The following is a 23685-nucleotide window of genomic DNA, read 5'->3' as shown; positions in this document are numbered from 1 at the left end:
CATCGTGGCTAGCTGAGCTGCAGTAGATAGGGGGACATCATGACTGTATACGACCAGCATAACAGGCCATTGCAAGATTTGCGTATTTCGGTCACAGACCGGTGTAACTTTCGCTGCCGTTATTGCATGCCTGAGGAAATATTTAATAAGGATTATGAATTCCTTCCTACCAAGGATATTTTGTCTGCTGCGGAGATTGAGCGAATCTCACGCCTATTCATAGACTTGGGAGTACGTAAGCTTCGGATTACCGGAGGAGAGCCGTTATTACGCAAGGATCTGACAGAGATCATTCGGCGTCTGGCTGCCCTGGATGCTGAGGATATTTCATTGACCACCAACGGCAGTCTGCTGCGCAATAAGGCAAGTGAGCTGAGAGAGGCTGGTCTGCAACGGATTACGGTCAGTCTGGATGCGCTGGATGATGAGACCTTCCTGAATATGAATGGCCGTCGAAGCCGCATAACGCCTGTACTGGAGGGAATTGCTGCTGCAGCTGCCGCCGGACTTGAGGTTAAGGTCAACATGGTTGTGCAGAAGGGTGTGAATGAGCACGCTGTACTGCCCATGGTTGAATATTTTCGAAATGAGGGCCACATCCTCAGAATGGTTGAGTATATGGATGTAGGGAATACGAACGGCTGGAATCGGGAGCATGTTGTTAGCAAGCAGGAGCTGCTGGATCGGATCGGAAGTCAATGGCCGCTGGAGCCTATTGCTCCGAATTATCCTGGAGAGGTAGCCTCTCGTTACAGATTCGTGGATGGGCGTGGAGAGATTGGACTGATCTCCTCCGTAACGGATGCTTTCTGCTCCACGTGCACCCGCGCCCGTCTGTCTGCGAGTGGGATGCTGTATACGTGCCTGTTTGCCGTTAAAGGACATGATCTGCGCAAGCTACTGCGATCAGAGGCTGATGATGCCATGCTAAGGGAGCAGGTTCACGCCATCTGGAGTGGACGTACAGATCAGTACTCGCTTGAACGGGAGCTGGGCCGCACGTCTCACGGCAAAGTGGAGATGTCTCATATTGGTGGTTAGCAGGTGTGCCACCTTCCTTCGGGGTCGGGAAGACTCTGGAGGAAGGTGGTTTTTTGTTAATTTATAACATTCTAAATTGTATTGGCCGTATCCAATGTAAGTGTAGAGCCGCTCCAAGCGGGGAGCTCTATCGACTGCTGTTAAGCTTGCTGTTCTTTCATTCATACTAGTGTATTACTTAATGGCTATGAACCTTCATCCGTCAGGCTTCAGACTGTGAGCCTATCTCCTGCCATTCAAAGCTGTGAGCCAGCACGTCTATATATGAATCATGTGCGCTCAGCACCCAATGTCTGATCTTGGGGGAGCTGAAGCCGTAGACAGCCCCTAGTGGTGAATCGATCACTTCATAGAAGCCTGGATTGGGACACATTCCCGTAAAGTTCCACTCCTCCTGCAATGAGCGCTCCCCACGAGTATATGGCTCGAAGTAACTGTAGTCATATCGCTCCCATTCACGAAGCTTGCTATACACGCTGAAGAGGAGCACTGGGGCAAAGGTAATCTCTACAAGGGCGTTTCCGGCCTTATTGTATCCTTCATCAGGTATGTCCCCATCATATTGAAGCGACAGCTCCGAAAGGGTCTTCTCAAAGTGCTTACTACTATACCCGCACATCATCTGTATGGCGACTTCTTGCTGATCATCTCCTCTATAGGTGGCAAAGTCGTAGGATGGGCTAATCATCCAGGGCACCTGCACTGGTGTGACAGCCATACGACGCATATCCATGTTCGTTCCTCCGTCTCTCGGGATTGCTACTGGTTGACTCCATAGCGTTAATAACAACTGCATAACGTATGCAATCGACAGCTTATTGGCGGTATTGCTTGTTGTATTGTAAGCCGAAAAGGATAAAGTTGTAAATCGGGTGCATTCACACGAGCTTCTAGAATTAAATTTGTCTGAAATCAGAACTAAATAAAGAAAAATAAAAATAAAAACGAATTTATGTGTGTTGTTTTATTGACTGAACAAAAATATAGCAGTAGGATGAAAGTGAAAAAGGTATTGTTTATCTGTATTTATTTTTACTTTTTAAAATATAAGATTTAAGGAGTGGATCAAGATGGGACAAGTAAGCTATAAGGAAGTGAATGCTGCCGACGTACCGTTCATTCAGGAAATGGCTGGCATCGCATATGATATGTGGAGTCTGGGCTGGGACGAGCGGAACGGCGGTAATATCAGCTGGCTGCTGGATGAGGAGACGGTAAGCAGCTACTTAGACATCCATCATGTAATTCGGACAATTGAGCCTGCTTTTCCAGTAGCTGAATTGGCGGGCAAGTATTTTGTGGTGACAGGCTCGGGGAAATATTTCAAGAACATGCTGGCTGCGCCCGAGATGAACTTAGGAGTGCTGCGCGTTTCGTCTGATGGACAGAAGCTGGAGATTCTGTGGGGCTTCGGCAACGGCAGTGTGCCGACGAGTGAGCTTGCTTCGCACTTCATGAGCCACATTGAGCGACTGAAGGTTGATCCTACACACCGGGTCGTGATTCATACGCATGCGACCAATGTCATTGCTATGACGTTCATTCATGATCTGGACGAACGCCTCCTGACGAGAACGCTGTGGGAGATGTGCACCGAATGTGTAGTGGTATTCCCGGACGGAATCGGCGTCATTCCTTGGATGGTTCCCGGTTCGAGCGAGATCGGGCGTGCTACGGCAGGTAAGATGAAGGACCATCGTGTAGTCTTGTGGCCACAGCACGGGATCTTCGGCACAGGAAGCTCGATTGATGAAGCCTTTGGACTGATTGAGACTGTAGAGAAGGCAGCCCAGATCTATATGCTGATTGCCCACCACGAGATCAAGCAAAGAATCACGAAGCAGGAGCTCCTAGACCTGGCAAAAGCATTCGGCGTGACGCCACGCGCAGGAGTTCTGGACTAATTGTCTACAGGTTTCATACAATACCTCATTAACTTCGTTCGAAAGAACAGCAGCTTAACAGTGGTCGACAAGGCTCCCCGCTTGCAGCGGCTCTATGCACACATTTTAATCGGGTCCATGTGTATTAGTCCTTCAGCTTCAGCGCGGCTATACCCAAATACTCCTTTAAGGCAGTTCCTATCACGGATGAAGCGCCGGGTGATGGCGAGAACTTGCCTGCATACCAGCGCTGCGGCTGGCTTGCGAGATAGTCTGTCGGGAAGGGCGTCACCTCTATGCCTGCCCGCTGGAATTGTAGAACGGCCCGCGGCAAATGAAAAGCTGAAGTAATCAGTGTGGGCCGCTGAAAGCCTTCCTCCTGAAGCAAGATGGCTGAATAGCTAGCATTCTGTTCTGTGTTCAGGGAGCGGTTCTCTGTGTAAATGTCCTGCGGAGGAACTCCCAGGCCGAGCAGCTGTCTACGGGCAATGTCTGCTTCATTCCCACTGTCCGGGAATACTTGACCGCCAGAGAACAGGATCGGCAGGCCTGTCTGTTCATATAGTCTTGCTGCGGTTAGCAGTCGATTCGCTGCTGATCCCAGCATATTCCCTTCCCCGTCAAGATCGGGAGTACCTTGCGTGGCACCACCACCAAGTACGACAATAATATCACCATGAGCTTCCTGTGGCTGAGCATATTGCCGCTCCAGGGTACCAACGAGCAGATCACCAGTCAACGGAATCATGGAAGCATACAGCAACACGGTAACGCCGAGTAGCGTAATAGCTGCTCGGCGTTGTTTTTTCCATATCCAGATGCTGATGCCTAGTAATAAGATCACGAACAATCCCGGGGGAAGTACGAAGCTATACAACCATTTGATTAGATAAATCATACATTCACACCGCCCTTTACGAGCTACTCATGCTCATAGAATCTGGCATTTTGGGCATGCTGCAGCATTCAAGCTAAAGTCAGCAGACACGAAGAGAGCCGGTAGGCTCTAGCAAATCAGGCTCGTCTGAACCTATATTTGTGATGCGTACACATGCAAAATGCCACTTTGCCTACATTGTAGCATGTTTACTCGTAGGAGAGCTTCCTTTATCCTCATGCTCCAATCGAATCCGCTCAAAGTTGGCAATGAACAGACCTGTAAAATACGGGTCCCACTGAGTACCTTTTCCTTCCAGCATAATGCTCAGAGCCTTCTCTTCCGTCATTCCTTGACGGTAGGTACGATTCGAGGTCATTGCATCGTAAGCATCTGCGATGGCGATAATGCGGCCCATTACAGGAATGCTGTTCCCCGCCAGACGGTCGGGGTAACCGTTCCCGTCGTAGCGCTCATGATGAGAGCGTACTCCCGGCAAAATCTCAACCATCGCATCAGCTGGCTCGATCTGCAGCAGGATTTTCTCACCTAGCACGGTATGCTGCTTGATAATCTCGAACTCTTCATCGGTAAGCTTGCCCTCCTTGAGCAGCACGGTATCGCGAATCCCGATCTTGCCGATGTCATGGAGCAGCGCAGCTTTGCGAAGGGTATCCAATTCCTGGTCTGTCAAGCCAGCCAGCTTGCCGATCTCATGGGAATAATGTGCCACACGCTTGGAATGCCCTGCCGTATAGGGGTCTCTGGCATCCAGCACAGTAGCAAGGGTAGTAAAATAGCTCTGAATGAGCAGCTTGGTCATATCCTCCCGATTCTTCAAGGCTCTGACCATGTGGTTGAAGCCGGCTACCAGCTGGGAGAATTCATCCGAATAAATATCGGGGGTTAGATGATCCAGCTTCCCCTGCTGAACGATTCTCATGGAGGCTGTGATGTTGCGAATCGGATGCTGTATGTCCCTGGACAGTACCCATGCACCGAAGGATGAGAAGATCGCTCCTGCTACGAGGAAGATAGTCGTCCATTCCCAATAGCTCATAAAGTTATATTGATCCAGATAGTCCTGACGGATATAGCCTGCAATACTGAACAGAAATAATGGAAAGGTGCCGATCAGAAAGGCACTATACAGAAATTTTTTGCGGACCGAAATCAGAACCGAGCCTTCTAGAGACAAATCCTTACCATAGAGGTTGTAAGCCATGCTGCGAATGTGGTTGACCACTGGAATGATCGCATGAGACGTCAGGAAGAATTCAATAAATGCATGCATACCTGCTACGACGGGAGCACAGACAATGGCAAGCACCAGATAGCTGTAGGGAACATGAATCCACTTCATATAGATGGACAGATACGTCAACAATATTCCAGGAATCATCAGCCCCATCATATGTGGCAGTACAATGCGCTTGATCGCCAGCAACGGAAGGCGATGGGTCTGAATGTAAGCTTTCCGCAGCTCCTCATAGGACGGAATTGAGCCTTCGCGATAAATTCTGTGAATCGGATACAGATGTCGAAAAAATACAGCAAGCTCCACTGTAATCATTATTACTAAGGACAGCATCAGAACGGTCATTAAGAATAGTGCTTCTTTTACAGGCATTTTTATAGCTACAAATATAAAAAACAAGCCCGTGAACATCACGGCGATGAATGATCCAACAATATAATTCAGAACTGTTTTTCGTATAAATTGGGAGTAAATGTCCAAGTCATCGCCTTCTTTAGTCTGTATGAAATGATGTTGCCAGTCATAATTAATATCGGCTAAATGGCCGGGTTTGTGAGCATTTGGTCAGGATTCAGACAGATTTATCGACGTTCGGGCAGATGATTCGCTGTTATGTGACGCGCCAGAGTGTTAAGTAACTATTTGTATATGACATGAGCGGGCAGAAGGGGAGAATCTGTTAAAAAGCACACTGATATTTAAATTTTAATGTCTTACAATGCAGGATGAGAGATACTGTGTGTGTAAGTTAGTATATGATGCATTTTTCGTATACTGCATTGCGATGTCTATGCTTTCGTACAGGCAAGCATTCTTTAATAAAAAGTGCAGTATGCTTATGCAATTGCAATACATGCTCAAGGCTGGAAGGATGAGATACACCATGCTTCGTTTGAAGTTGAAATTCATGTTCAAGAATAAGCAGACCAGGCTAATCCTGCTTCTGACGCTGACCGTCTCGCTGCTCATTACGCTGATCGGCCTCTTCTCGTATAACAACTATAGAAAAGGTATGGATACAGAGCTGAACACCCCTAATGTGGAGTTGCTTCAAATTAATCTGGACGTCACGAATCGTGCCTTCAGGGAATCAGATAGCAAAGCCGTAGACCTGGCGTTTCAGCCAGCCGTCATTTCATATGTTCAGGCGATGTCTAGTGGTATGCCTCCTTCATCCGAGCAGGAGCTTTCCTTATTGAAAGCACTATCAAGCGAAGAGGACATCCATTCGGCGTATATTATCTCCCTTCAGGAAGAGGCTCTGCTCTCCAGCGAAGAGGGCTATATATCACGCTGGAGCGATGCAGCCGATCAAAGCTGGATTCCGTGGATTCAAGAAATTAACAGCAAGCCCCTGCTGATTGAGCGGAGATGGACCGGTGAAGCGCAGACGCCCGGGCAGGTGGAGCTGCTGTCGCTAGTGAGACCCATCGTAGATCAAGGCCGCATCATTGGTGCAGTTATGGTGAACATGGACTATGATCGTTTTTTCTCCAAAATGTACACGCATCTCCCCAGCCATCAATATGTGTTCAATCTGGATCATGAGCTGATCTACCCAAAGCTGAATACAAGTGTGCCTTTGGAAGACATGCAGCATGTCATTCGTGAGCTTGACGTGAACCCGTTCACCTATGTAGAGGTAGATGGGCTAGCCTACATGGCGAATCAGACCTTCTCGGATGTGACAGGATGGCGTCTGGTATCTTTGGTGCCGATGGATCAGATGTTGAAAAGTGTGAATCTGGCCCGGAACATGATGCTCTTCTTATCATTGCTCTCGATTGTGGTTGGGTGTTCAGCGATTTATTACTATAATTATGCGGCCCTTCGACCGGTCAGAAGAATCCAGCAGCTCTTGAATCCGGGGGAGCGTGGGAGTCGGCAAGTGAATCTCTATGAACTGGAGCCAATCATTGGTAAATGGGTGGGCGAATATCAGATGAAGTCACTTGTGGCTGAACGCAGCCTGCCTGAGCTCCGCTCCAAATATGTGCAGGACATCCTGAACAAGAGCATTGGCTTACAGGAGGTTCGCACAAAATGGCAGCACTACTTCCAGGATTGGGAGGAAGGACCACTCTCTGTCTTGGTGTTGTCGATTGACCGTTATTGGCAGTGGACCAATGAGTACAGGGAAGAGGATCAGATGCTGCTCAAGTACGCCTTGCATAATATTATTCTGGAAATGCTAATGTCCTCCTGGAGAGCAGTCAGCATTGCCGCGGAGAAGGATCATTATGTCATTGTGGTTCAGCCAAGAGAGGCAGAACATGCGCCTTCGTTACTGGAGGATGCGCAGCGCATGATTGTGACGGTTCAGGAGTACCTGCATGTGACCATCTCAATTGGAGTAGGCAGTCCGGTAGCGGATGTGTATCAAATTAACCAGTCTTATGAGGAAGCCAGAGAGGCACTCTCCTATCGACTGTATGAGGGCTATGGAACGATTATGGAATATGCGACCCTTCCCTATCCGACAGGCGAATACCCACGCAGCATTCTGGATGATTCCTGGCGAATCGGTATGAATACCAGCTTGAAATCTGGTGATATGGAGGCCTGTGTGAGCTGGATTCAGCAGTGGGCTGAGTATATTCGAAAAAACGGAATTCAACCGTCCGTTGTCTATATCTCAGCTGACATGCTGGTTCAGGATCTACTGAAGCTCACCGAGCTGCAGCGCATTGAGCTGCCGTCCGAGCTTGCACACTACAGCACGAATCAGGTAGGGACCATGACCCTTTCGGAGATTGAGATTATGTTATCACAAGCAGCTGTGTATTTATCTGGTCATATGACCGCTCATAGTGAATCCAGAGAGTACAAGCTTGTGCAGGAAATGATCCAATATATGAAGGACAATCTGCATCTGAATATCGGTCTGCAAAATATTGCTGATGCTGTGCGCATGAGCATCTCATCCGTCAGTAGTATCTTCAAGGAGGAGACGGGAAGCACCGTCTATGATTATCTGACGAACCTTCGGATTGAAAAAGCCTGCGAGTTGCTGCAGGATTCTAGCCTGAAGATTGCAGACATTGCCGGGCTGGTCGGATACCAGAATGAGAACAGCTTCATTCGCACCTTCCGCAAGCAGAAATCAGTTACACCAGGCAAGTACAGAGAGACCTTCAAATCCTCCAGCGGATATGCAGATCCTCCAAATGCCGATAACGCCGGGGTTTTTGACGATCAGGAATAAGATTATACGATAGATTGCACACCGTCTCTTACGGTACACTTCAGGTGAGATAAGCGCTTCGCCTGACGAATGTCGACTGCAGGATTCAGAGCCCATAGGGAATGATATCCTCATGAAGCAGACCATGAAGAGACGGAGGTGACCCTACAGAAAAGAGGGGATGGCAGTGAAAGGGCATGGATGGCGAAAGTATATAGTAATTGCAGGAGCAGGTATCGTTTTGCTAATGATCGTTATAATGATGCTACCCAGCAGCAAATTTTCTTCGGATGCTGTGCAACGTGACGCGGCTTCCTTTCCCAACAAACCTATCACATTGGTCGTGCCTTATGCTGCCGGTGGTGGGACTGACATCACGGCCAGAGCACTGGCTGAGGCTGCCGAGAAGTATCTGGATCAGCCGATTATCGTGGTGAACCGGACGGGGGGAGGCGGAGCGATCGGGCTTATGGAGGGAGCAAATGCACGACCAGATGGTTATACGGTAACGTATCTGGTGGCTGAGCTGACGACGCTGCCCCATATGGGATTGCTGCCCATTACCTATGAGAAATTCGAGCCGATTGCCCAGACGAATTTTGATCCTTCTGCCATCACGGTTCGTGCAGATGCGCCATGGACGACAGCTGCGGCGTTTCTGGAGTATGCAAAAACACATCCCGGAGAGGTGAAGATGGGAAACGCCGGGACAGGTAGTATCTGGCACCTAGCGGCTGCCACGTTGGAGAAAGAAAGCGGCGTTACGTTTACACACATCCCTTATGAAGGGGCCGGTCCAGCAGTATCGGCTTTGGCTAGCGGCTTTGTGGATGCGGTTCCAGTTAGCCCTGCCGAAGTGAAATCACTAGTTGAACAAGGGCAGCTTCGTACGTTGGCTGTGAACACGGCTGAACGCTCGGAAGCGCTTCCTAAGGTACCGACTCTTTATGAGGCTACTGGCGTAAGATTTGAATTCATTGGAACACTCAGGGGGCTGGCCGTTCCGAAGGGAACGCCTCAGGAAATTACGGATCGTCTGGAGCAAGCATTCATGCAGGCGACCGAGGACCCGATCTTTCGGGAACGAATGCGACAAAATGGCTTGGGATTAATGGTTAGAGATAGCGAGAGCTTCGGTAGTCAACTGAAGGAATATCATGATTTGTTCGCACGACTGATCCCGGAGCTTGGCCTAAGTCGAAAATGATACCGCTTTAACTAAAGCTTGGCTTCATCTTATAAAGAACAAATGGGATGGAGCATACAGAAAGGATAGATCAATGTATGAACATTAAGAAGAAAATTGACAAGATTCCTGGCGGCATGATGCTGGTGCCGCTGTTCATAGGGGCCATAATCCATACCTTCTGGCCAACGTCGGGTGCCTATTTCGGTTCCTTTACGAATGGACTCATGACAGGTACCGTGCCTATTCTGGCCGTATGGTTCTTCTGTATGGGCGCCTCCATTGATGTAAGGGCTACGGGTACAGTGCTGCGCAAATCGGGTACGCTTGTTTTAACCAAGATCGCGGTGGCATGGGTGGTGGCTATCATTGCTGCCCAGTTCCTGCCAGTAGGCGGAATTCAGACCGGATTCTTCGCCGGACTATCCGTACTGGCCTTGATTGCGGCTATGGATATGACGAATGGCGGGCTGTATGCCTCCATCATGAATCAATATGGCTCCAAAGAAGAAGCAGGCGCGTTCGTACTGATGTCATTGGAATCTGGACCGCTCGTAACGATGCTGATTCTGGGAAGTACAGGTATGGCGGTATTCGAGCCACATGCATTTGTAGGGGCAGTACTGCCTTTCCTCGTAGGCTTCCTGTTAGGGAATGTGGATCATGATTTTAGAACCTTCTTCGGCAAAGCTACACAGACCTTGATTCCGTTCTTCGGATTTGCGCTGGGGAGCTCGATTGACCTTAGCGTTATCCTTCAGACAGGTGTCCTCGGTATCTTGCTTGGTATAGCAGTTATCATTGTAACAGGCATTCCACTGATGCTCGCAGATCGCTTCATTGGTGGCGGGAATGGGACCGCAGGACTTGCAGCCTCCAGTACAGCAGGAGCAGCCGTAGCCAATCCAATGATCGTCGCGACGATGAAGCCAGAATTCATGCCAGCGGCACAATCTGCGACAGCACTCGTAGCAGCATCAGTCATCGTGACCTCCATTCTGGTGCCAATCCTGACGGCCTACTGGGCGAAATACAAGAATAATCAGAATGGCAGTATGAATAGTGGTGCCACTAAAGGAAATGCAGGGGGCCAGACCTCCATTGATGCAGAGGCTCCTGCCAAAGCTTAGGTGAAGCGTTCCCATTCTCACTCGTACGTTTTCACTATACAAGTAAGCACGTTGTGAGGACTGCTCAAGCAGCAAGTTTTCTTGATACAGGCAGGTTGTTATAAGATTAATTCTTATAACAACTTGTTTTTAATACTTGAATATTGTCTCTGATCAGCCTGTCATAACAATTGCGGGCTTATTCGCATATTTGTCCATTCGCTGCATACGATTAGGCGATGAATGTATGTGAAGGGGCGAGAACGAATATGACATTAAACCAATGGTCATGGTCAGAGCTTGTCATGAGTTACGTGCCTCATGGCGGTGAACTGATGAACGTGGAGAGACTTGATGGTCAAGCTGCGATTCTGCCTGCGGATCTCAGGGGCAGTGGGCAGGCAGATATTGCCGCGGTCTATCGCTGGAATGGCAGCTTGTATGTATTGGTGCTGGTGAATAACGGTGGTAGCTGGAGACAGGCAGGTCACCTCGCTGGACCTGGATATGCAGTATCTGCACTCACCGCTGCTCCATTGATTGGTACAGGGCGGCCGCAGCTGCTTGTAGGCTGGCGTACTCATACTAATCGTTGCCTGCTCTCGGTCTACGATTACGATGAAGCGGGACTTAGGGATATTACACCAGGTCCGATCCAATTCAGTCATATGGATGTGGAGGACATCGCTGGCGGACATGGTTCTGATGGAGTGGCGGAGCTGGCTCTATGGCTTCATGAGACTGAATCGGCCTATCGTGTTGATATTTTCCGTTGGTCCGGCAGCGGGCTTGTGGCAGCTCAGGATGCCTACCCGGCGTACTTTCCGAAAGTCATACGCTACTATGAAGAGCTACAGCAAGCCTATCCGGATGAACCTGTGTACGGCTATTATCTGGCTGATGCGCAGCTCCGTACTGGAGCACTGCAGTCAGCGCTACATACCGTGGGCAGGACGTTAACGCTGTCACAGTCTGCCACGTCCAGAAGTCGCTTGCTTGGTCTGGAGCAATGGATACTGACTGCTGGCTATCAGGAGGGCTTTTGGCGAACGGTGGGCTTATATCCGGTGTCACTCAAGACGACAGAGGGTCTGAAGTGGGGCTATATGAACCAGACGGGACAGCTTACCATTCAGCCGCAATTTGATGATGCCCGAGATTTTGAGCATGGTTTGGCTGTGGTCAGCAAGCACAATAAATACGGACTGATCAATGCAGCAGCTCAATTTGTGGTCCAGCCTGTGTATGACTCAATCGGTCCCTTTTTCGAGGGTCTTGCCGTCGTCTCTGACGCCAGAGGCTACAGATTAATGAATGAACAGGGGAACATTATTACCCGCAGAGCCTACTCGTACATTAACGCAGTCAAAAATGGCAGAGCTGTTTTTAGCGACACGATTCAGGTGCCAGGTGCAGGTGGTCAGGAGCAGACACGTTATGGTTATCTGGACCGCGCAGGCCACGAAGTCATTCCAGCTCAGTATGAAGAGGCTTATGATTTTCAAGAGGATCGTGCGATTGTGAAGTTGCCAGCTGGGGCTTATGCACTGATTCAGAAGGATGGAACCAAGCTGCACGAATATAGCTATCCAAGTGTCGGTCCCTATTCGGACGGATTAATGTCCTTCCAGCAGGAGGAAGCCGGGAAATATGGATATATTAATGAGCGTGGGGATGTCGTGATTCAGCCTACATTTACGTTCGCGATGCCGTTTCAGCAAGGGAGGGCTATCGTAAATACGTCAGAGGATGGAGAGTACCTGTATGGTGTCATCGACCGACAGGGCAGATACATTGTGCAGCCGGAATACAACGATATTCGCAATCTGGATGCAGGACGGCTGGCTTTGGGAAGGGCTGTCGATCCTTCGCAGCCCTTCCTGGGATCATATTATGCCATTGCGGACTGGAATGGGCGAAGGCTGACAGACTTCATCTATGCAGAATTGGAATCGTATCAGGATGGACTGGCATCTGCAACTGACGGCAAGGAGACGTATTTCATTGACTTGACGGGGCGTCCGGCTCCGGGCTATCCACGACTTCGAGGGCAGGGGAGCGTGAAGCTGGTCTCGCATGGCTTGATTCAGGCGTTCATAGATCAGCGATTAAGCTATGTAACGCGCACAGGTCAGCTCATCTGGCAGCAAAATACGCTAATTCCCCTTGCACCGCCATATGCCGTGCGAGAGGAGAAGTACCATCCGAACCCTGACTATCTCGTGTACTATCCGCAGGTGGAGGGAATTCAAGACCGTACCGCTGCACAGAGGCTCAATCGCAGGCTCAAGGAGCTGTCGCAGGTCAAGCCTGTGCCTTCGGATCAAAAACTGGATTATACGTATACAGGCGACTTCCAGGTCTCCTTTTACCGCTATTACCTGCTTCAACTGGAGCTCACAGGGTACCGCTATCCGCTTGGTGCAGCACATGGTATGCCTTCATTGATCTACGCCATCATTAACCTGGGTAATGGACGTATGTATAGTCTGAAGGATTTGTTCAAGCCTGGCAGTCCGTATGTACGGGAGCTCAGCAGGATCGTGGGAGAGCAGATTCGCAACGACCCGCAATATGCTTACGTATTCCCGGATAGCTACACAGGTATAAAAGAGGATCAGCCCTTCTATGTCACAGAGGATGCACTACATCTGTACTTTGAGCCCTATGAGATTGCACCCTATGCCGCTGGCTTTCCGACCTTTACCATTCCATTCATTCAGATTCGTAGCCTTATTAATACAAAGGGAGAATTCTGGCAGGCCTTTCACCAAGCGCCATATAGTTCATAGCCGTTACCGTCAGGCACTCCTTTCCATACACTAGCAATGTATACGGAGAGGAGTGATACAGTGGTAGAAGCCTATTACAATTGTATGCAATGCATGAACAAGCGCGTACGGGTTATAACCGTCAATGGTCAGCATTATGAGGGTGTCATCGTTAATGTAGACCGCGAGAACGTGTACTTACAAATGGATAAGGAAGATAAGGGTCGGGTCAACACGTCAGGGTTCTATCCGTATGGTTATGGCTACGGAAGCTCTATCTTAACCTTAAGCCTGTTCACGCTGCTGGCTATTGCTTTGATCTGAGAAAGTGCTCAGAAGCCTTTTGTCCACCTGAATGGGGGGACAGAAGGTTTTTTTGTTGAGAAATGCATGATTTATGCTTTCATAGAGGAAGACTGACAACATGCTATTGCTTTGCAGCATTATAATGAATATGGTAGAGAGAGTAATGAAATGCTTGAATGCCCAAGACAAGGTAAAGTGAATAAATTACAAAGATAGTCCAGAATGTCAAAAAAATCACTGAAGGAGAATGCCCCTATGATTCCGTTACAACTTCCACGAGAAGAGAAGCTCCAATTAATTGCAAGCTTGCAGCATTACTTTGAAATGGAGCGTTCGGAGGAGATTGGAGAGCTTGCAGCCGAGAATCTGCTGGACTACATGCTGAAGGAGCTGTCACCTTACGTGTATAATCGTGCGATTCACGATGCCCGCAAGGTTATCGATCAGCAAATGCTTAATCTGGAAGAGGAGCTGTATGCATTACAAAAGCCCGTCCGCTAGTGGAGAGGGCTTCCTTCATATGTTCAGGTAGGCCTATCTATATGCTGCAACTACAGCAGATCCGATACGGTTCATCCTTGCTTCATTGAAGCATCATTAAAATAATGGTACAATATGGAATATTGAATTAATATGAATATAACTGCGGAGGGACTAATCATGAACTCATCATCTGTTACCGCGATCGAACAACTGATCAGCTTGGAGAACATCAGGAATACCAAGGCAAGATATTGTCGCTACATCGACACGAAGCAATGGGACAAGCTGGGTGAGGTATTCGCTCCTGATGCAGTAGCTGATTTCAGCACGGAGGGTAATCCCATACCACTCCTGGAAGGACGCGATACGATTGTAAAGGTGTTTCGTGACTTGGTGGATGTCTCTGTCTCCGTGCACCATATTCACAGTGTAGAGGTTGAGTTTGTCTCGGAGAATGAAGCGAAGGTCATCTCTGCGATGGAGGATTTGGTTCAATTCCCAGCAGAGAACCCAAATAAGTCATTCCGTGGCTATGGGCATTACCATGAGACATTTGTTCAGTTTGATGGTCAATGGGTAATTAAGCACACAACACTGAAGCGTCTTCGTCTGGACATGGAGGAGAAGTGAGAAGTGAGCTTCACTTGTTCATCTGATTCCATAATTTGACAAACAGCCTGATCGAAGGGGAATCACTCCTTTGGATCAGGCTGTTTTTTTAAAGATCATAGAGTGTATAAGCTTTCAGCAGAGCCGAACAATTCGATTATTGTAAGCTGGAAGTATGCAATACAGATCACAGTACCTCACAGTACTTCACAGTACTTCACAGTACTTCACAGTACTTCACAGTACTTCACAGTACTTCACAGTACTTCACAGTACTTCACAGTACTTCACAGTACTTCACAGTACTTCACAGTACTTCACAGTACTTCACAGTACTTCACAGTACTTCACAGTACCTCACAGTACCTCACAGTACCTCACTGCAGCATGTTGCTAGCTTTTGAGGATCTTTTCCTGGGAAATAATCACTTTGTTTTTGACTTAAGGTATAGAACAAAAGAGCACAAGCTCCAAGTTGTAAGGGCTGAAGCGGTTAAAGGATATTGACTTTCTTATCTTGATGTATTATTATTATTATCACATTGTTAATAACAATTAATTAATATCAATTGCTAGGTTCAAATTATATCTAGAATGGAGTGATACCAAATGAGTCAGACCCATCATCAACGAGTGATTCGATCACGTTGGGCAGAGGAAACGCTCAAGATTATAGAGGAGGGTGGCTATACCCACCCTGCTGGAAAAGTGATTCAAATTCAGGCGCAAATAGCCAAGACGATTGCCGAGGCAAAATTATATGCACCGGATGAGCTTCCGAGCATTAGAGAACGAATGGAAGCGACAATCAGAACCGCTGACAAAACAGAATATACGGTTCATATTCATGTGACTGCAGAGACAACACTGGAAGCAGCACAACGCTTGGTTGCAAAGGAAGGGCGAGCGCATGTAGTGTGCCTTAATTTTGCTTCTGCCAAAAATCCTGGTGGCGGCTTTCTCGGAGGAAGTCAGGCTCAGGAAGAAAGCCTTGCACGCTCCTCAGCATTGTATCCTTCCATCGTACAGATGGAGGAAATGTATAAGTTCAACAAGCGCTTAGGCACGTGCCTCTATTCGGATTACATGATCTTTTCTCCAGAGGTACCCGTATTTCGTGCAGATGATGGAGGGCTGCTGGAGGAGCCATATTGTGTGTCGATGATCACTGCTCCAGCTGTTAATGCAGGTGTCGTGCGTGAGCGTGAATCGGAGAATGTAGAACGCATCGCAGAAGTTATGCTGAACCGCATTCGCGGAATTCTGGCGGTCGTGGCAGAGCAGGGAATGGATACAATCATTCTCGGAGCATACGGATGCGGCGTATTCCGTCATAACCCGGTGGAGGTAGCAGAGTGGTTCCGTAAGGTCATTGTAGATGAGAATTATGGTAGTTTGTTTGAACGTATTGAATTCGCAGTGCTGGACCGTAAAGCCGATAGACGGACGATCGGAGCATTTCGGGACGCTTTTGAGGTGAAATAGAAATAGAAGTTATAGATACAAAAACGACAATTCACTACATCGCAGCTATGGGACATAAGAGAGTGGGTCGTCGTCTTTACGAGAATGTATTCAATTTTAAATTTTGAAGCGGCTGATTAGCGTGTTCAGACTACTGGATAGCTCACGCAGCGATTCTGCCGAGCCCTTCATCTCGTCCATAGATTGCAGCTGACTCACTGTCGCAGCGGACACTTCCTGAATGCTATAGGAGGAGTCGCGGGAGATGAGCTCCATATCCTCAATGGCTGCTGATACCTCCTCGGCACCTGCAGATAGCTGCTCCGAGGCTGCAGAGACTTCATGCAGTCGCTCGTCCATGCTCTCGACCCCTGCATGAATAGAACCAAAGGATCTGCCTGCCTCCTGAATGACTGCAAGCCCTGTCTGTACTTCAGTGGTACTGGCAGCCATATGGTCAGCCAATACAGACGTTTGTCGTGTCATTTCTGCAATCAATTCGGAAACATGCCTGGACGAATGCTCGGATTCACTTGCAAGCTTCTGAACCTCCGAGGCAACGACAGCGAAGCCTTTGCCGTGCTCTCCCGAGCGTGCGGCCTCAATGCTGGCATTCAAGGCAAGTAGCTTCGTCTGAGAGGCAATATTATTCATAAGATGCACTACGGACTCAATCTTGCCCGAATACAGTTCCATCTGTGATGTAGAGCTGGCCATCTGGGCATTGGCTTTATGGATTCGATCCATGCTGCCGATTGCGGTATGGATTTGTTCCTGTCCGTTCACAGCATTATGGGTCGTATCTCGGGATATTTCCGCAACGACTGAGGCGGCCTGAGAGATATGCTGCATGCTACGTGTAATCTCCTCCATGGAGGCTGTAATTTCACCGGCTCGTGCGACCTGCTCGGAGGCCCCCTTGGCTGAATCTTGAGTATGCACCACGATCTGCTGACTGGCCTCTGCGGTAGTTCGTGAATGCCTCGATACATCTTCAGCGGCTTGAAGCAGAGAATCAGAGTCTTGGCGAATCCCCTTCATGACTTCACGTGTATCGGTGACCAGACGCTTGAACTCCCATGCCAGCTGTCCAATCTCATCCTTGGAGCCAAGCTCCACATTGACGGTCAGGTCACCTTGGCCAACCTGAGCAATGTTCTGTCTGAGTCTTACCAGCGGGCGGGTCAGGATATGAGCAAACAGATAGACCAGCAGCACACTGAGCAAGACAATTCCCAGTGCAGTCCAGATCATCGTAAGCCGGTTCTGTGCCATCAGCTCATAGACGGCGGTCGAATCCAGATCTGCCCCCACCAGGCCAAGGACTTCTCCGCTCTCGCCATGGATCGGTACATAGGCTGTAATTGTAGCACCATATTCATCGCTTGTGAGCTCGCCCCGGACAGCTTCATTCTGGCTAAAGGCCTGTAGCATGCCTTCATAGTGCGTTTCTTCGATTGAACCATATGGAGAGAAATCATCCTCACTCACATCCGCAGCTGCACCGTCGACGACATAATAATACGATGGAGAGCCATTTTCCTCACGTACACCAAGGGTGTACAAATATTTAAGTCCGTTAGCCTCACGGAGCTGACTTAGCTGATCGCGCAGTACCTCGTAATAACTCGTCTTGCTCTGTCCTGTGCTAAGCGGTGCATATTGAGCGGTATCGATCAATTGTACAGCTCGTTCAGCAACAGCCTGTGCCTGCATCCCCATGGACTGCTCCACCAGCTGTGCCGAGGTGCGATACAGCGTTAGGCCTAATATGACCCCTGCTCCTAATAAAAGACAGGAAAAAAATAAAAAAATACGCATAAACAAAGTATTCATCCGTTAACGTGCTCCCCCTGGCATCATTCATACTGCATATGAGCTAATAAGCTGTTCTATGTATTGCTTGTAAGCCCCGGCTTGCGTAAAATTTATGTAATTACGATAACGATATTGGTATTAATTTTAAATATCGGCATCTGGCAGGTAAAGAATTAGGCCCGGGGAGGAGTTCAATCTGATGCGAGGCCAGGTATTTACCATAGAAGGACAGACGTTCTTTACCTTTGGGGGAGCAGCATCCCATGATATTGAATATCGCAAGGAAGGGAAGTCATGGTGGAGACGGGAGATGCCATCACAGGCAGAGTATGAAGAGGGTCTGCAGAATTTGGAAAAGCACAATTGGCAGGTAGACTACATACTGACACATACATGCTCGACGGGTGCCCTTAGCTACATTACGGAGCACTGTGGCATACATATGGAATTGGATGAGCTGCATGCATATTTCGATGCTGTGGAGAGCAGAACGGCATATAAGCAGTGGTACTTTGGTCATTTTCATCGGGATATGTTCTTACCGAAGCGACAGAGGTTGGTTTATAACGATAGGATCAGGCTGGAGGAAGAAATAGATAGATTTTAAGAAGTGAATGCGAATCGAAGCATAATAGCAGAATTACAGGAGCGTTATAGAAATCCCCCTTGCCACTGACGCGATAAAGGGGGATTTCTATAATACCCATGGATGGGGATCAAATCTAGCTTAATCCGACAGAGACTAATTATGCGGCGAATTCGGATTTTTAAGTGAGCGTCCTAGCCCCTTGAGGAAGCTGAGCCCGAAGCTTAGCGCTCGTAAAATGTCGGGATCGCGAAGCGATTTTGACATCGACCACAGACTGGTCTTGCTGGAGGCTGCAGTGGTCGTCTGTGCCTCGGTAATCCCGGACTTGAGCCCATCAATGAGACTCTTGGTATGAGCAGGATCGAGGCTGGTCAGTGCACCAGCTGCTGCCATTCCGTGATTGATCAGGTTAGTTACCTCAGGGCGTGACACTTGCCCGAGGGCAATCTCGGCGATATTGGCTCTTGCTTGCAGCAAGGACTCGGCAGCCTCAAGTATGCCGCTTTTATGGAGCTCATTTAAGATGGATAATGATTTCTCTAGTGCCTCATTGCTCTCAGCGAGCTGCTGCTTCAGTTGAAGAATCGTCCTCTCCTGCAGTTCTTCCTCTGTCAGCAGGCGTTTTTTGACGATGGAGATGGGTTTTGCCATAGTTGAATGGCCTCCTCTGGTATTCTATTTGACCAACGATACGAAGTCAGGTCGGTTCCACTTCCGCTCTACCTCAACACCTGCTTGCGGGTTGCGCTTCTTGTAGCGTGGATTGGTCGGAGGCAGAGGATTCACGCCCTTCACGTTCAGAATCTGCATACGCACCTTGGTCTGTTTGTAAGCAGGGGTCCGGGTGCGTACATCCAGCGCGGTACCCGTTAGCAGGTTGACCGCACTTTCATGGCTGTTGGAGTGCATGGGCACATACACTTCATGGCCCCGAACACGGTCTGTGACTAATGCACTGAGCTTAATCGCCCCGTATGGTGATTCCAGTCTAACCAGAGACCCGCTCTCGATGCCGCGTTCATGGGCAAGCTCAGGTGATACTTCAACGAATACATCAGGGAATTTCTGATTGATCCCTTTCGATTTCTTGGTCAGATTGCCTTCATGAAAATGTTCTAGTAGGCGCCCGTTGTTCAAGACGAGATCGTATTCCTTCGGATACTCTACAGGTGGAACGTACTCTACCAGTGAGAAGCGAGCCTTTTTGTCTGGGAAATAGAACCCATCTGTGTAGAGCAGCGGCGTGCTCTCTCCCGTATCCGAGCCCCACATAAAGCTTCCCCAACCTTCCAGCATCTCGTAGCTACACCCGGAGAAGAATGGAGTCAGGCTGGCCATTTCGGCAAAAATGTCGGATGGATGTGTGTAGCCCCAGTCATAGCCCATGGCTTTGGCAATTTGTGTGGTAATCCACCAGTCAGGCTTCGAGTCGCCCACCAAATCCAATGCTTGATAAAGTCTTTGAACCCGGCGCTCGGTGTTCGTGAAGGTACCGTCCTTCTCCAATGAAGGTGCTGCTGGTAGGATTACATCTGCGAACTGAGCGGTCGTAGACAGGAACACATCCTGAACGACGAAGAAGTCCAGCTTCTCCAGTACTTCATGAACGTGGTTCGCATTGGAATCGACCCAGGCCATGTCCTCACCTACGAGATACATCGCCTTCATTTCGCCACGCTCAATGTCATCTAGCATTTTGATATTGTCTTTGCCTGGAAGTGGAGAGATCGGTGTTCCGTAAGCTGCCTCGAATCTCATTCGTGCCTCGTCATTGGAGACGTGCTGATAGCCAGGCAGCCATGGCGGTAACGTCCCCATATCGCACGCACCCTGGACATTGTTATGTCCTCGCAATGGATAGGCCCCGGCGCCTGAACGCATATAGTTCCCTGTAGTCAGCAGCAGGTTGGAGATAGCTGCGGAGGTATGCGACCCAGCGATATTCTGAGTGACACCCATGCCCCAGCAGATTGCAGTTCCATCCGCATCACGAATCATTTCGGCGATCGAGATCAGCTCTGCTCTGGAAATACCGGTCTCTTGCTCTGCGAATTCCAATGTGTATGGCTCTAGCACCAACTCATAGTCTGCAAAGAAATTAACGTGATTCTCAATGAAGCTCAGGTCATGCCAGCCTTGATCAATGATGTATTTGGTCACTGCGGTAAGCCAGACGAAGTCCGTCCCTTGCTTTGGATGGATGAACAGATCGGAGCGCTCTGCCATCTCATGCTTGCGCAAGTCAGCAACGATCAACTTTTGCCCGTGTAGCTTATGTGCTCGCTTAATGCGAGTTGCCAGGACGGGATGTCCTTCCGCTGGTGCACAGCCGATCAGAATAACCAAGCCTGCAGCAGAGATGTCCTGAATCGTTCCCGCATCCCCGCCGATTCCTACCGTGGACATCAAGCCATCCGAAGCAGGGGATTGGCAGTACCGGGAGCAGTTATCAATGTTGTTCGTACCGAAGACCTGACGTGCCAGCTTCTGAATGACATAATTCTCTTCATTCGTAATCTTGGAGGAGGAGATAAATCCAATCTTGTCAGAGCCATAATCTTTCTTGATCGTACCCATGCGATCAGCAATCAGGGAGAAGGCCTCCTCCCAGGTAGCTTCTACGAATTCTTCCCCTTGGCGAATGAGTGGAGTCGTCAAGCGCTGGTCACTGTTGACAAAGTCCCAGCCGAATTTACCCTTCACACAGGTGGAAATGGCGTTCACCGGGGCATCATGGGAAGGCTGGATTTTCAGGATATTGCGCCCCTTGGTCCAGACTTCGAAGGAGCACCCTACGCCGCAGAAGGTACAGACGGTCTTCGTCTTGCGGGTCCGGGTCTCACGCATGGCAGCTTCCATCTCGGAAATCGCGAATATACCGCTGTATCCAGGTTCTACTTCTTTAATCAGATCAACCATCGGATTCAGCAGCTCTTCACCTATGCCGGACATGAATCCAGCCTCACCCAGCATAGACTTCTCCATTAGAGCGTTGCATGGGCATATAGTAACGCATTGACCACAGCTCACGCAGGAAGAATCATTGATGGAAGAGCCCTGGTCCCAGATCACTCGTGGAATGTCTGCCTCCCAGTCGATGGACAGGGTCTCATTCACTTGGAGGTTCTGACATACTTCTACGCATTGACCACAAGCAATGCACTGATTTGGATCATAGCGATAGAAGGGGTGCGACATATCTACCTCAGAGGGGGCTACCTTGGGACGATATGGATATTTCTGATGCTCAACCTCCATCATCTCGACGGTGTTGTGCAACTTGCAATTCCCATTGTTGTTGTCACATACCGTGCAATATAGCATGTGATTTTCTAGCAGCCGATCCATGCCTTCGGTCTGTGCAGCCTTAGCCGAGGGTGAATTGGTGATAATGCTCATGCCTGCCTGGACCTTGGTGGAGCAAGCGCGCTTAAGCTGCCCGTCAATCTCAACGATACAGGTGTCACAGGTCTGGATGGGATCAACTTCGGGAACATGGCAAATTTGTGGATGGGCGATATTGGCAAAGTTAATGACGTCGATGACATTTGCGCCTCGTGACACCTCATAGGTGCCTCCATTCACGACGACCTTGATCGTTTGCTCGTTCATACAGATGCTCCTTTACGATTTCTTGGCACAGAGTCTTGCGTATTTATGCATAATCTTGACTGTATGCCATTTCCTTTTTCGCAAAAATGACCATAAAAAAACTCCACCCCAAATGTAAAATCCGATACCTCGGACCATACATTTAAAGTGGAGTAATTCATTAGCAATGACCTACCAATGGATCAATCCTAAAATATTTGACAATTTTACGACTAATTAGATTATACTACTACATGACAAAAAAACAAGACTGCATCTTGAGGATCGGCACTTCTGCAATGAAATAGGATTTATTCATTTCTTATCTTTGGAGGATTTGCATGAAGAAAGAAGCTGCTTTTAACGAGATTGTGAGAAAAGTTAGAAAAGATACCTTTGGGAAGGGTCCAGAGCGGATTCACACGACATTTGTGGAGAATATGGCAATTACGAAGATGTACGGGAATTTTACGCCAACGGAGAAATTCATTGCCAAGACCACAGAAGGGGTACAGATGGTGCACAGCGCAAGGACGCATATGATCAAGAAGCTCTATGAGAATCATGTTCCAGACGGGATGGAAGAGCTATGCGGCTCAAGGCTGATTCATTTATTCTCGGATATTAAAGTGGATGAGGATGTAGCCGTGTCTGTATTTCTTTTTGAAAAAAATATTGAACAGGGATGAGATGCGATGAGTTTACCACTACAGCGTTCACAGCGTGTCATTCGTTATGAACATGGCCAAGTAGCTACAGCGGATGACCTGATTGTGACCGAGCACCCCGTCACTGTGAAAGTGAATGGGGAGGAGCTGGCCACAATGATATGCTCGCCGGAGTATATAGAAGACATGGCTGTTGGATATTTAGCGTCAGAAGGAATCATTAAGGACTATAGAGATATTCAGGAGTTATGGGTACAGGAGGAGGCCGGCTTTGTTCATGTTCGAACTCAGCGCCTCAGTCTCCTACATCAGCAGATGTACACCAAGCGTTACATTACTTCTTGTTGCGGCATGAGCCGTCCTGGTTTTGTATTCTTCAACGATGCGCGGACAGCGAAAAGTATGGAGGATGTTCATATCAGGCTGTCCTTCCAAGAGTGCTTCAAGCTGATGCATGAGGTGCTCGCACAGACGGATCTGTTCCACCGCACCGGTGGGGTGCATAATGCAGCCTTGTGTGATTCACAGGGGATATTGCTGGCTAGATGCGATATTGGACGTCACAATGCTCTGGATAAAATCTATGGTCATTGTCTGAAAGAGGGTCTAGCCCTCAAAGATAAGGTGATTGTATTCAGTGGGCGGATATCTTCTGAGATCCTGATGAAGGTATCGAAGATCGGCTGCGAGATTGTCCTCTCCAAGTCTGCGCCAACAGCGCTGGCGTTGGAACTTGCAGAACAGCTAGGTATTACGACCGTAGGTTTCATTCGTAATGATACTTGCAATGTCTATACTCATCCTGAGAGAATCGTAGATGTAAAGAGGCAAATATAAGAACATTTCTT

Annotated in this window: 19 protein-coding genes; 13 read left to right on the top strand and 6 right to left on the bottom strand. The window is 48.7% G+C overall.

The genetic code is table 11. The features are described from left to right. Positions 1-39: 39 nt before the first annotated feature. On the top strand, positions 40-1041 hold the full coding sequence (moaA, locus tag MKX74_RS18865; protein ID WP_445667285.1) for a GTP 3',8-cyclase MoaA: 1002 nt from the start codon (positions 40-42) through the stop codon (positions 1039-1041). Between the two features lie 202 nt (positions 1042-1243). On the opposite strand, the gene MKX74_RS18860 is transcribed toward moaA, so the two are convergent. Next, complete coding sequence (locus MKX74_RS18860) at positions 1244-1774, bottom strand: hypothetical protein (protein ID WP_341179419.1); 531 nt, start codon at positions 1772-1774, stop codon at positions 1244-1246. 337 nt (positions 1775-2111) lie between these two features. Between MKX74_RS18860 and rhaD the strand changes: the two genes are divergently transcribed. Then, positions 2112-2945: a rhamnulose-1-phosphate aldolase gene (gene rhaD / locus MKX74_RS18855; RefSeq protein ID WP_018884794.1), complete on the top strand. Its 834-nt coding sequence runs from the start codon at positions 2112-2114 to the stop codon at positions 2943-2945. A gap of 124 nt (positions 2946-3069) precedes the next feature. On the opposite strand, the gene MKX74_RS18850 is transcribed toward rhaD, so the two are convergent. Further along, a complete protein-coding gene (locus MKX74_RS18850; protein ID WP_341179418.1) occupies positions 3070-3822 on the bottom strand; it encodes a YdcF family protein in 753 nt (250 codons plus the stop codon). A gap of 172 nt (positions 3823-3994) precedes the next feature. Continuing rightward, complete coding sequence (locus MKX74_RS18845; protein ID WP_341179417.1) at positions 3995-5374, bottom strand: HD domain-containing phosphohydrolase; 1380 nt, start codon at positions 5372-5374, stop codon at positions 3995-3997. Positions 5375-5942: 568 nt separating this feature from the next. On the opposite strand from MKX74_RS18845, the gene MKX74_RS18840 reads away from it, so the two are divergent. From MKX74_RS18840 to MKX74_RS18805, 8 genes are all read left to right on the top strand, one after another. Then, a complete protein-coding gene (locus MKX74_RS18840) occupies positions 5943-8264 on the top strand; it encodes a helix-turn-helix domain-containing protein (protein ID WP_341179416.1) in 2322 nt (773 codons plus the stop codon). Positions 8265-8502: 238 nt separating this feature from the next. Further along, positions 8503-9450: a tripartite tricarboxylate transporter substrate binding protein gene (locus MKX74_RS18835; protein WP_404821505.1), complete on the top strand. Its 948-nt coding sequence runs from the start codon at positions 8503-8505 to the stop codon at positions 9448-9450. 77 nt (positions 9451-9527) lie between these two features. Further along, positions 9528-10559 carry a 2-keto-3-deoxygluconate transporter gene (gene kdgT / locus MKX74_RS18830; RefSeq protein WP_341179415.1) on the top strand — a complete coding sequence of 344 codons (1032 nt, stop codon included), beginning with the start codon at positions 9528-9530 and terminating at the stop codon, positions 10557-10559. A gap of 248 nt (positions 10560-10807) precedes the next feature. Next, positions 10808-13330 carry a WG repeat-containing protein gene (locus tag MKX74_RS18825; protein WP_341179414.1) on the top strand — a complete coding sequence of 841 codons (2523 nt, stop codon included), beginning with the start codon at positions 10808-10810 and terminating at the stop codon, positions 13328-13330. A 93-nt stretch (positions 13331-13423) separates the two neighbouring features. Further along, a complete protein-coding gene (locus tag MKX74_RS18820; protein ID WP_231505468.1) occupies positions 13424-13633 on the top strand; it encodes a hypothetical protein in 210 nt (69 codons plus the stop codon). Between the two features lie 237 nt (positions 13634-13870). Next, positions 13871-14116, top strand: coding sequence for a DUF2164 family protein (locus tag MKX74_RS18815; protein WP_133567413.1), 246 nt, complete (start codon positions 13871-13873; stop codon positions 14114-14116). A 159-nt stretch (positions 14117-14275) separates the two neighbouring features. Continuing rightward, positions 14276-14728, top strand: a complete 453-nt coding sequence (locus MKX74_RS18810) for a nuclear transport factor 2 family protein (RefSeq protein WP_341179413.1) — start codon at positions 14276-14278, stop codon at positions 14726-14728. A gap of 588 nt (positions 14729-15316) precedes the next feature. Then, the gene (locus MKX74_RS18805; protein WP_341179412.1) at positions 15317-16192 is read left to right on the top strand and encodes a TIGR02452 family protein; all 876 of its coding nucleotides are present in this window, start codon (positions 15317-15319) and stop codon (positions 16190-16192) included. 96 nt (positions 16193-16288) lie between these two features. Here MKX74_RS18805 and MKX74_RS18800 read toward each other — a convergent pair whose 3' ends face one another. Beyond that, positions 16289-18007 carry a methyl-accepting chemotaxis protein gene (locus tag MKX74_RS18800; protein ID WP_341179411.1) on the bottom strand — a complete coding sequence of 573 codons (1719 nt, stop codon included), beginning with the start codon at positions 18005-18007 and terminating at the stop codon, positions 16289-16291. Positions 18008-18188: 181 nt separating this feature from the next. On the opposite strand from MKX74_RS18800, the gene MKX74_RS18795 reads away from it, so the two are divergent. Beyond that, positions 18189-18596: a hypothetical protein gene (locus MKX74_RS18795; protein ID WP_208115156.1), complete on the top strand. Its 408-nt coding sequence runs from the start codon at positions 18189-18191 to the stop codon at positions 18594-18596. 135 nt (positions 18597-18731) lie between these two features. Here MKX74_RS18795 and MKX74_RS18790 read toward each other — a convergent pair whose 3' ends face one another. Both MKX74_RS18790 and fdhF read right to left on the bottom strand, forming a co-directional pair. Further along, the gene (locus MKX74_RS18790) at positions 18732-19229 is read right to left on the bottom strand and encodes a DUF1641 domain-containing protein (RefSeq protein ID WP_028591864.1); all 498 of its coding nucleotides are present in this window, start codon (positions 19227-19229) and stop codon (positions 18732-18734) included. 24 nt (positions 19230-19253) lie between these two features. Then, the gene (gene fdhF, locus MKX74_RS18785; RefSeq protein ID WP_028591863.1) at positions 19254-22190 is read right to left on the bottom strand and encodes a formate dehydrogenase subunit alpha; all 2937 of its coding nucleotides are present in this window, start codon (positions 22188-22190) and stop codon (positions 19254-19256) included. 320 nt (positions 22191-22510) lie between these two features. Here fdhF and MKX74_RS18780 point away from each other — a divergent pair, with 320 nt between their 5' ends. Together MKX74_RS18780 and fdhD are read left to right on the top strand one after the other, a co-directional pair. Next, positions 22511-22858 (top strand): DUF2294 domain-containing protein, encoded by a 348-nt coding sequence (locus MKX74_RS18780; RefSeq protein WP_018884779.1) that lies wholly within the window; start codon positions 22511-22513, stop codon positions 22856-22858. Between the two features lie 6 nt (positions 22859-22864). Further along, a complete protein-coding gene (gene fdhD / locus MKX74_RS18775; RefSeq protein ID WP_028591862.1) occupies positions 22865-23674 on the top strand; it encodes a formate dehydrogenase accessory sulfurtransferase FdhD in 810 nt (269 codons plus the stop codon). Positions 23675-23685 lie beyond the last annotated feature (11 nt).

Origin of the sequence: Paenibacillus sp. FSL K6-1230 (genome assembly GCF_038002385.1) — a bacterium.
Classification (GTDB): domain Bacteria; phylum Bacillota; class Bacilli; order Paenibacillales; family Paenibacillaceae; genus Paenibacillus; species Paenibacillus massiliensis.
This window is presented reverse-complemented; position numbering and strand designations above follow the sequence as displayed.

What these genes read in the sequence shown, in the direction of transcription:
- MKX74_RS18780 (WP_018884779.1), top strand. Translation starts at nt 22,511, where the DNA reads ATGAAGAAAGAAGCTGCTTTTAACGAGATTGTGAGAAAAGTTAGAAAA.
- rhaD (WP_018884794.1), top strand. Translation starts at nt 2,112, where the DNA reads ATGGGACAAGTAAGCTATAAGGAAGTGAATGCTGCCGACGTACCGTTC.
- fdhD (WP_028591862.1), top strand. Translation starts at nt 22,865, where the DNA reads ATGAGTTTACCACTACAGCGTTCACAGCGTGTCATTCGTTATGAACAT.
- MKX74_RS18790 (WP_028591864.1), bottom strand. Translation starts at nt 19,229, where the DNA reads ATGGCAAAACCCATCTCCATCGTCAAAAAACGCCTGCTGACAGAGGAA.
- MKX74_RS18840 (WP_341179416.1), top strand. Translation starts at nt 5,943, where the DNA reads ATGCTTCGTTTGAAGTTGAAATTCATGTTCAAGAATAAGCAGACCAGG.
- MKX74_RS18805 (WP_341179412.1), top strand. Translation starts at nt 15,317, where the DNA reads ATGAGTCAGACCCATCATCAACGAGTGATTCGATCACGTTGGGCAGAG.
- MKX74_RS18815 (WP_133567413.1), top strand. Translation starts at nt 13,871, where the DNA reads ATGATTCCGTTACAACTTCCACGAGAAGAGAAGCTCCAATTAATTGCA.
- MKX74_RS18845 (WP_341179417.1), bottom strand. Translation starts at nt 5,374, where the DNA reads ATGATTACAGTGGAGCTTGCTGTATTTTTTCGACATCTGTATCCGATT.
- MKX74_RS18825 (WP_341179414.1), top strand. Translation starts at nt 10,808, where the DNA reads ATGACATTAAACCAATGGTCATGGTCAGAGCTTGTCATGAGTTACGTG.
- MKX74_RS18860 (WP_341179419.1), bottom strand. Translation starts at nt 1,774, where the DNA reads ATGGATATGCGTCGTATGGCTGTCACACCAGTGCAGGTGCCCTGGATG.
- MKX74_RS18800 (WP_341179411.1), bottom strand. Translation starts at nt 18,007, where the DNA reads ATGAATACTTTGTTTATGCGTATTTTTTTATTTTTTTCCTGTCTTTTA.
- moaA (WP_445667285.1), top strand. Translation starts at nt 40, where the DNA reads ATGACTGTATACGACCAGCATAACAGGCCATTGCAAGATTTGCGTATT.
- kdgT (WP_341179415.1), top strand. Translation starts at nt 9,528, where the DNA reads ATGAACATTAAGAAGAAAATTGACAAGATTCCTGGCGGCATGATGCTG.
- fdhF (WP_028591863.1), bottom strand. Translation starts at nt 22,190, where the DNA reads ATGAACGAGCAAACGATCAAGGTCGTCGTGAATGGAGGCACCTATGAG.
- MKX74_RS18820 (WP_231505468.1), top strand. Translation starts at nt 13,424, where the DNA reads ATGAACAAGCGCGTACGGGTTATAACCGTCAATGGTCAGCATTATGAG.
- MKX74_RS18795 (WP_208115156.1), top strand. Translation starts at nt 18,189, where the DNA reads ATGCGAGGCCAGGTATTTACCATAGAAGGACAGACGTTCTTTACCTTT.
- MKX74_RS18810 (WP_341179413.1), top strand. Translation starts at nt 14,276, where the DNA reads ATGAACTCATCATCTGTTACCGCGATCGAACAACTGATCAGCTTGGAG.
- MKX74_RS18850 (WP_341179418.1), bottom strand. Translation starts at nt 3,822, where the DNA reads ATGATTTATCTAATCAAATGGTTGTATAGCTTCGTACTTCCCCCGGGA.
- MKX74_RS18835 (WP_404821505.1), top strand. Translation starts at nt 8,503, where the DNA reads ATGATGCTACCCAGCAGCAAATTTTCTTCGGATGCTGTGCAACGTGAC.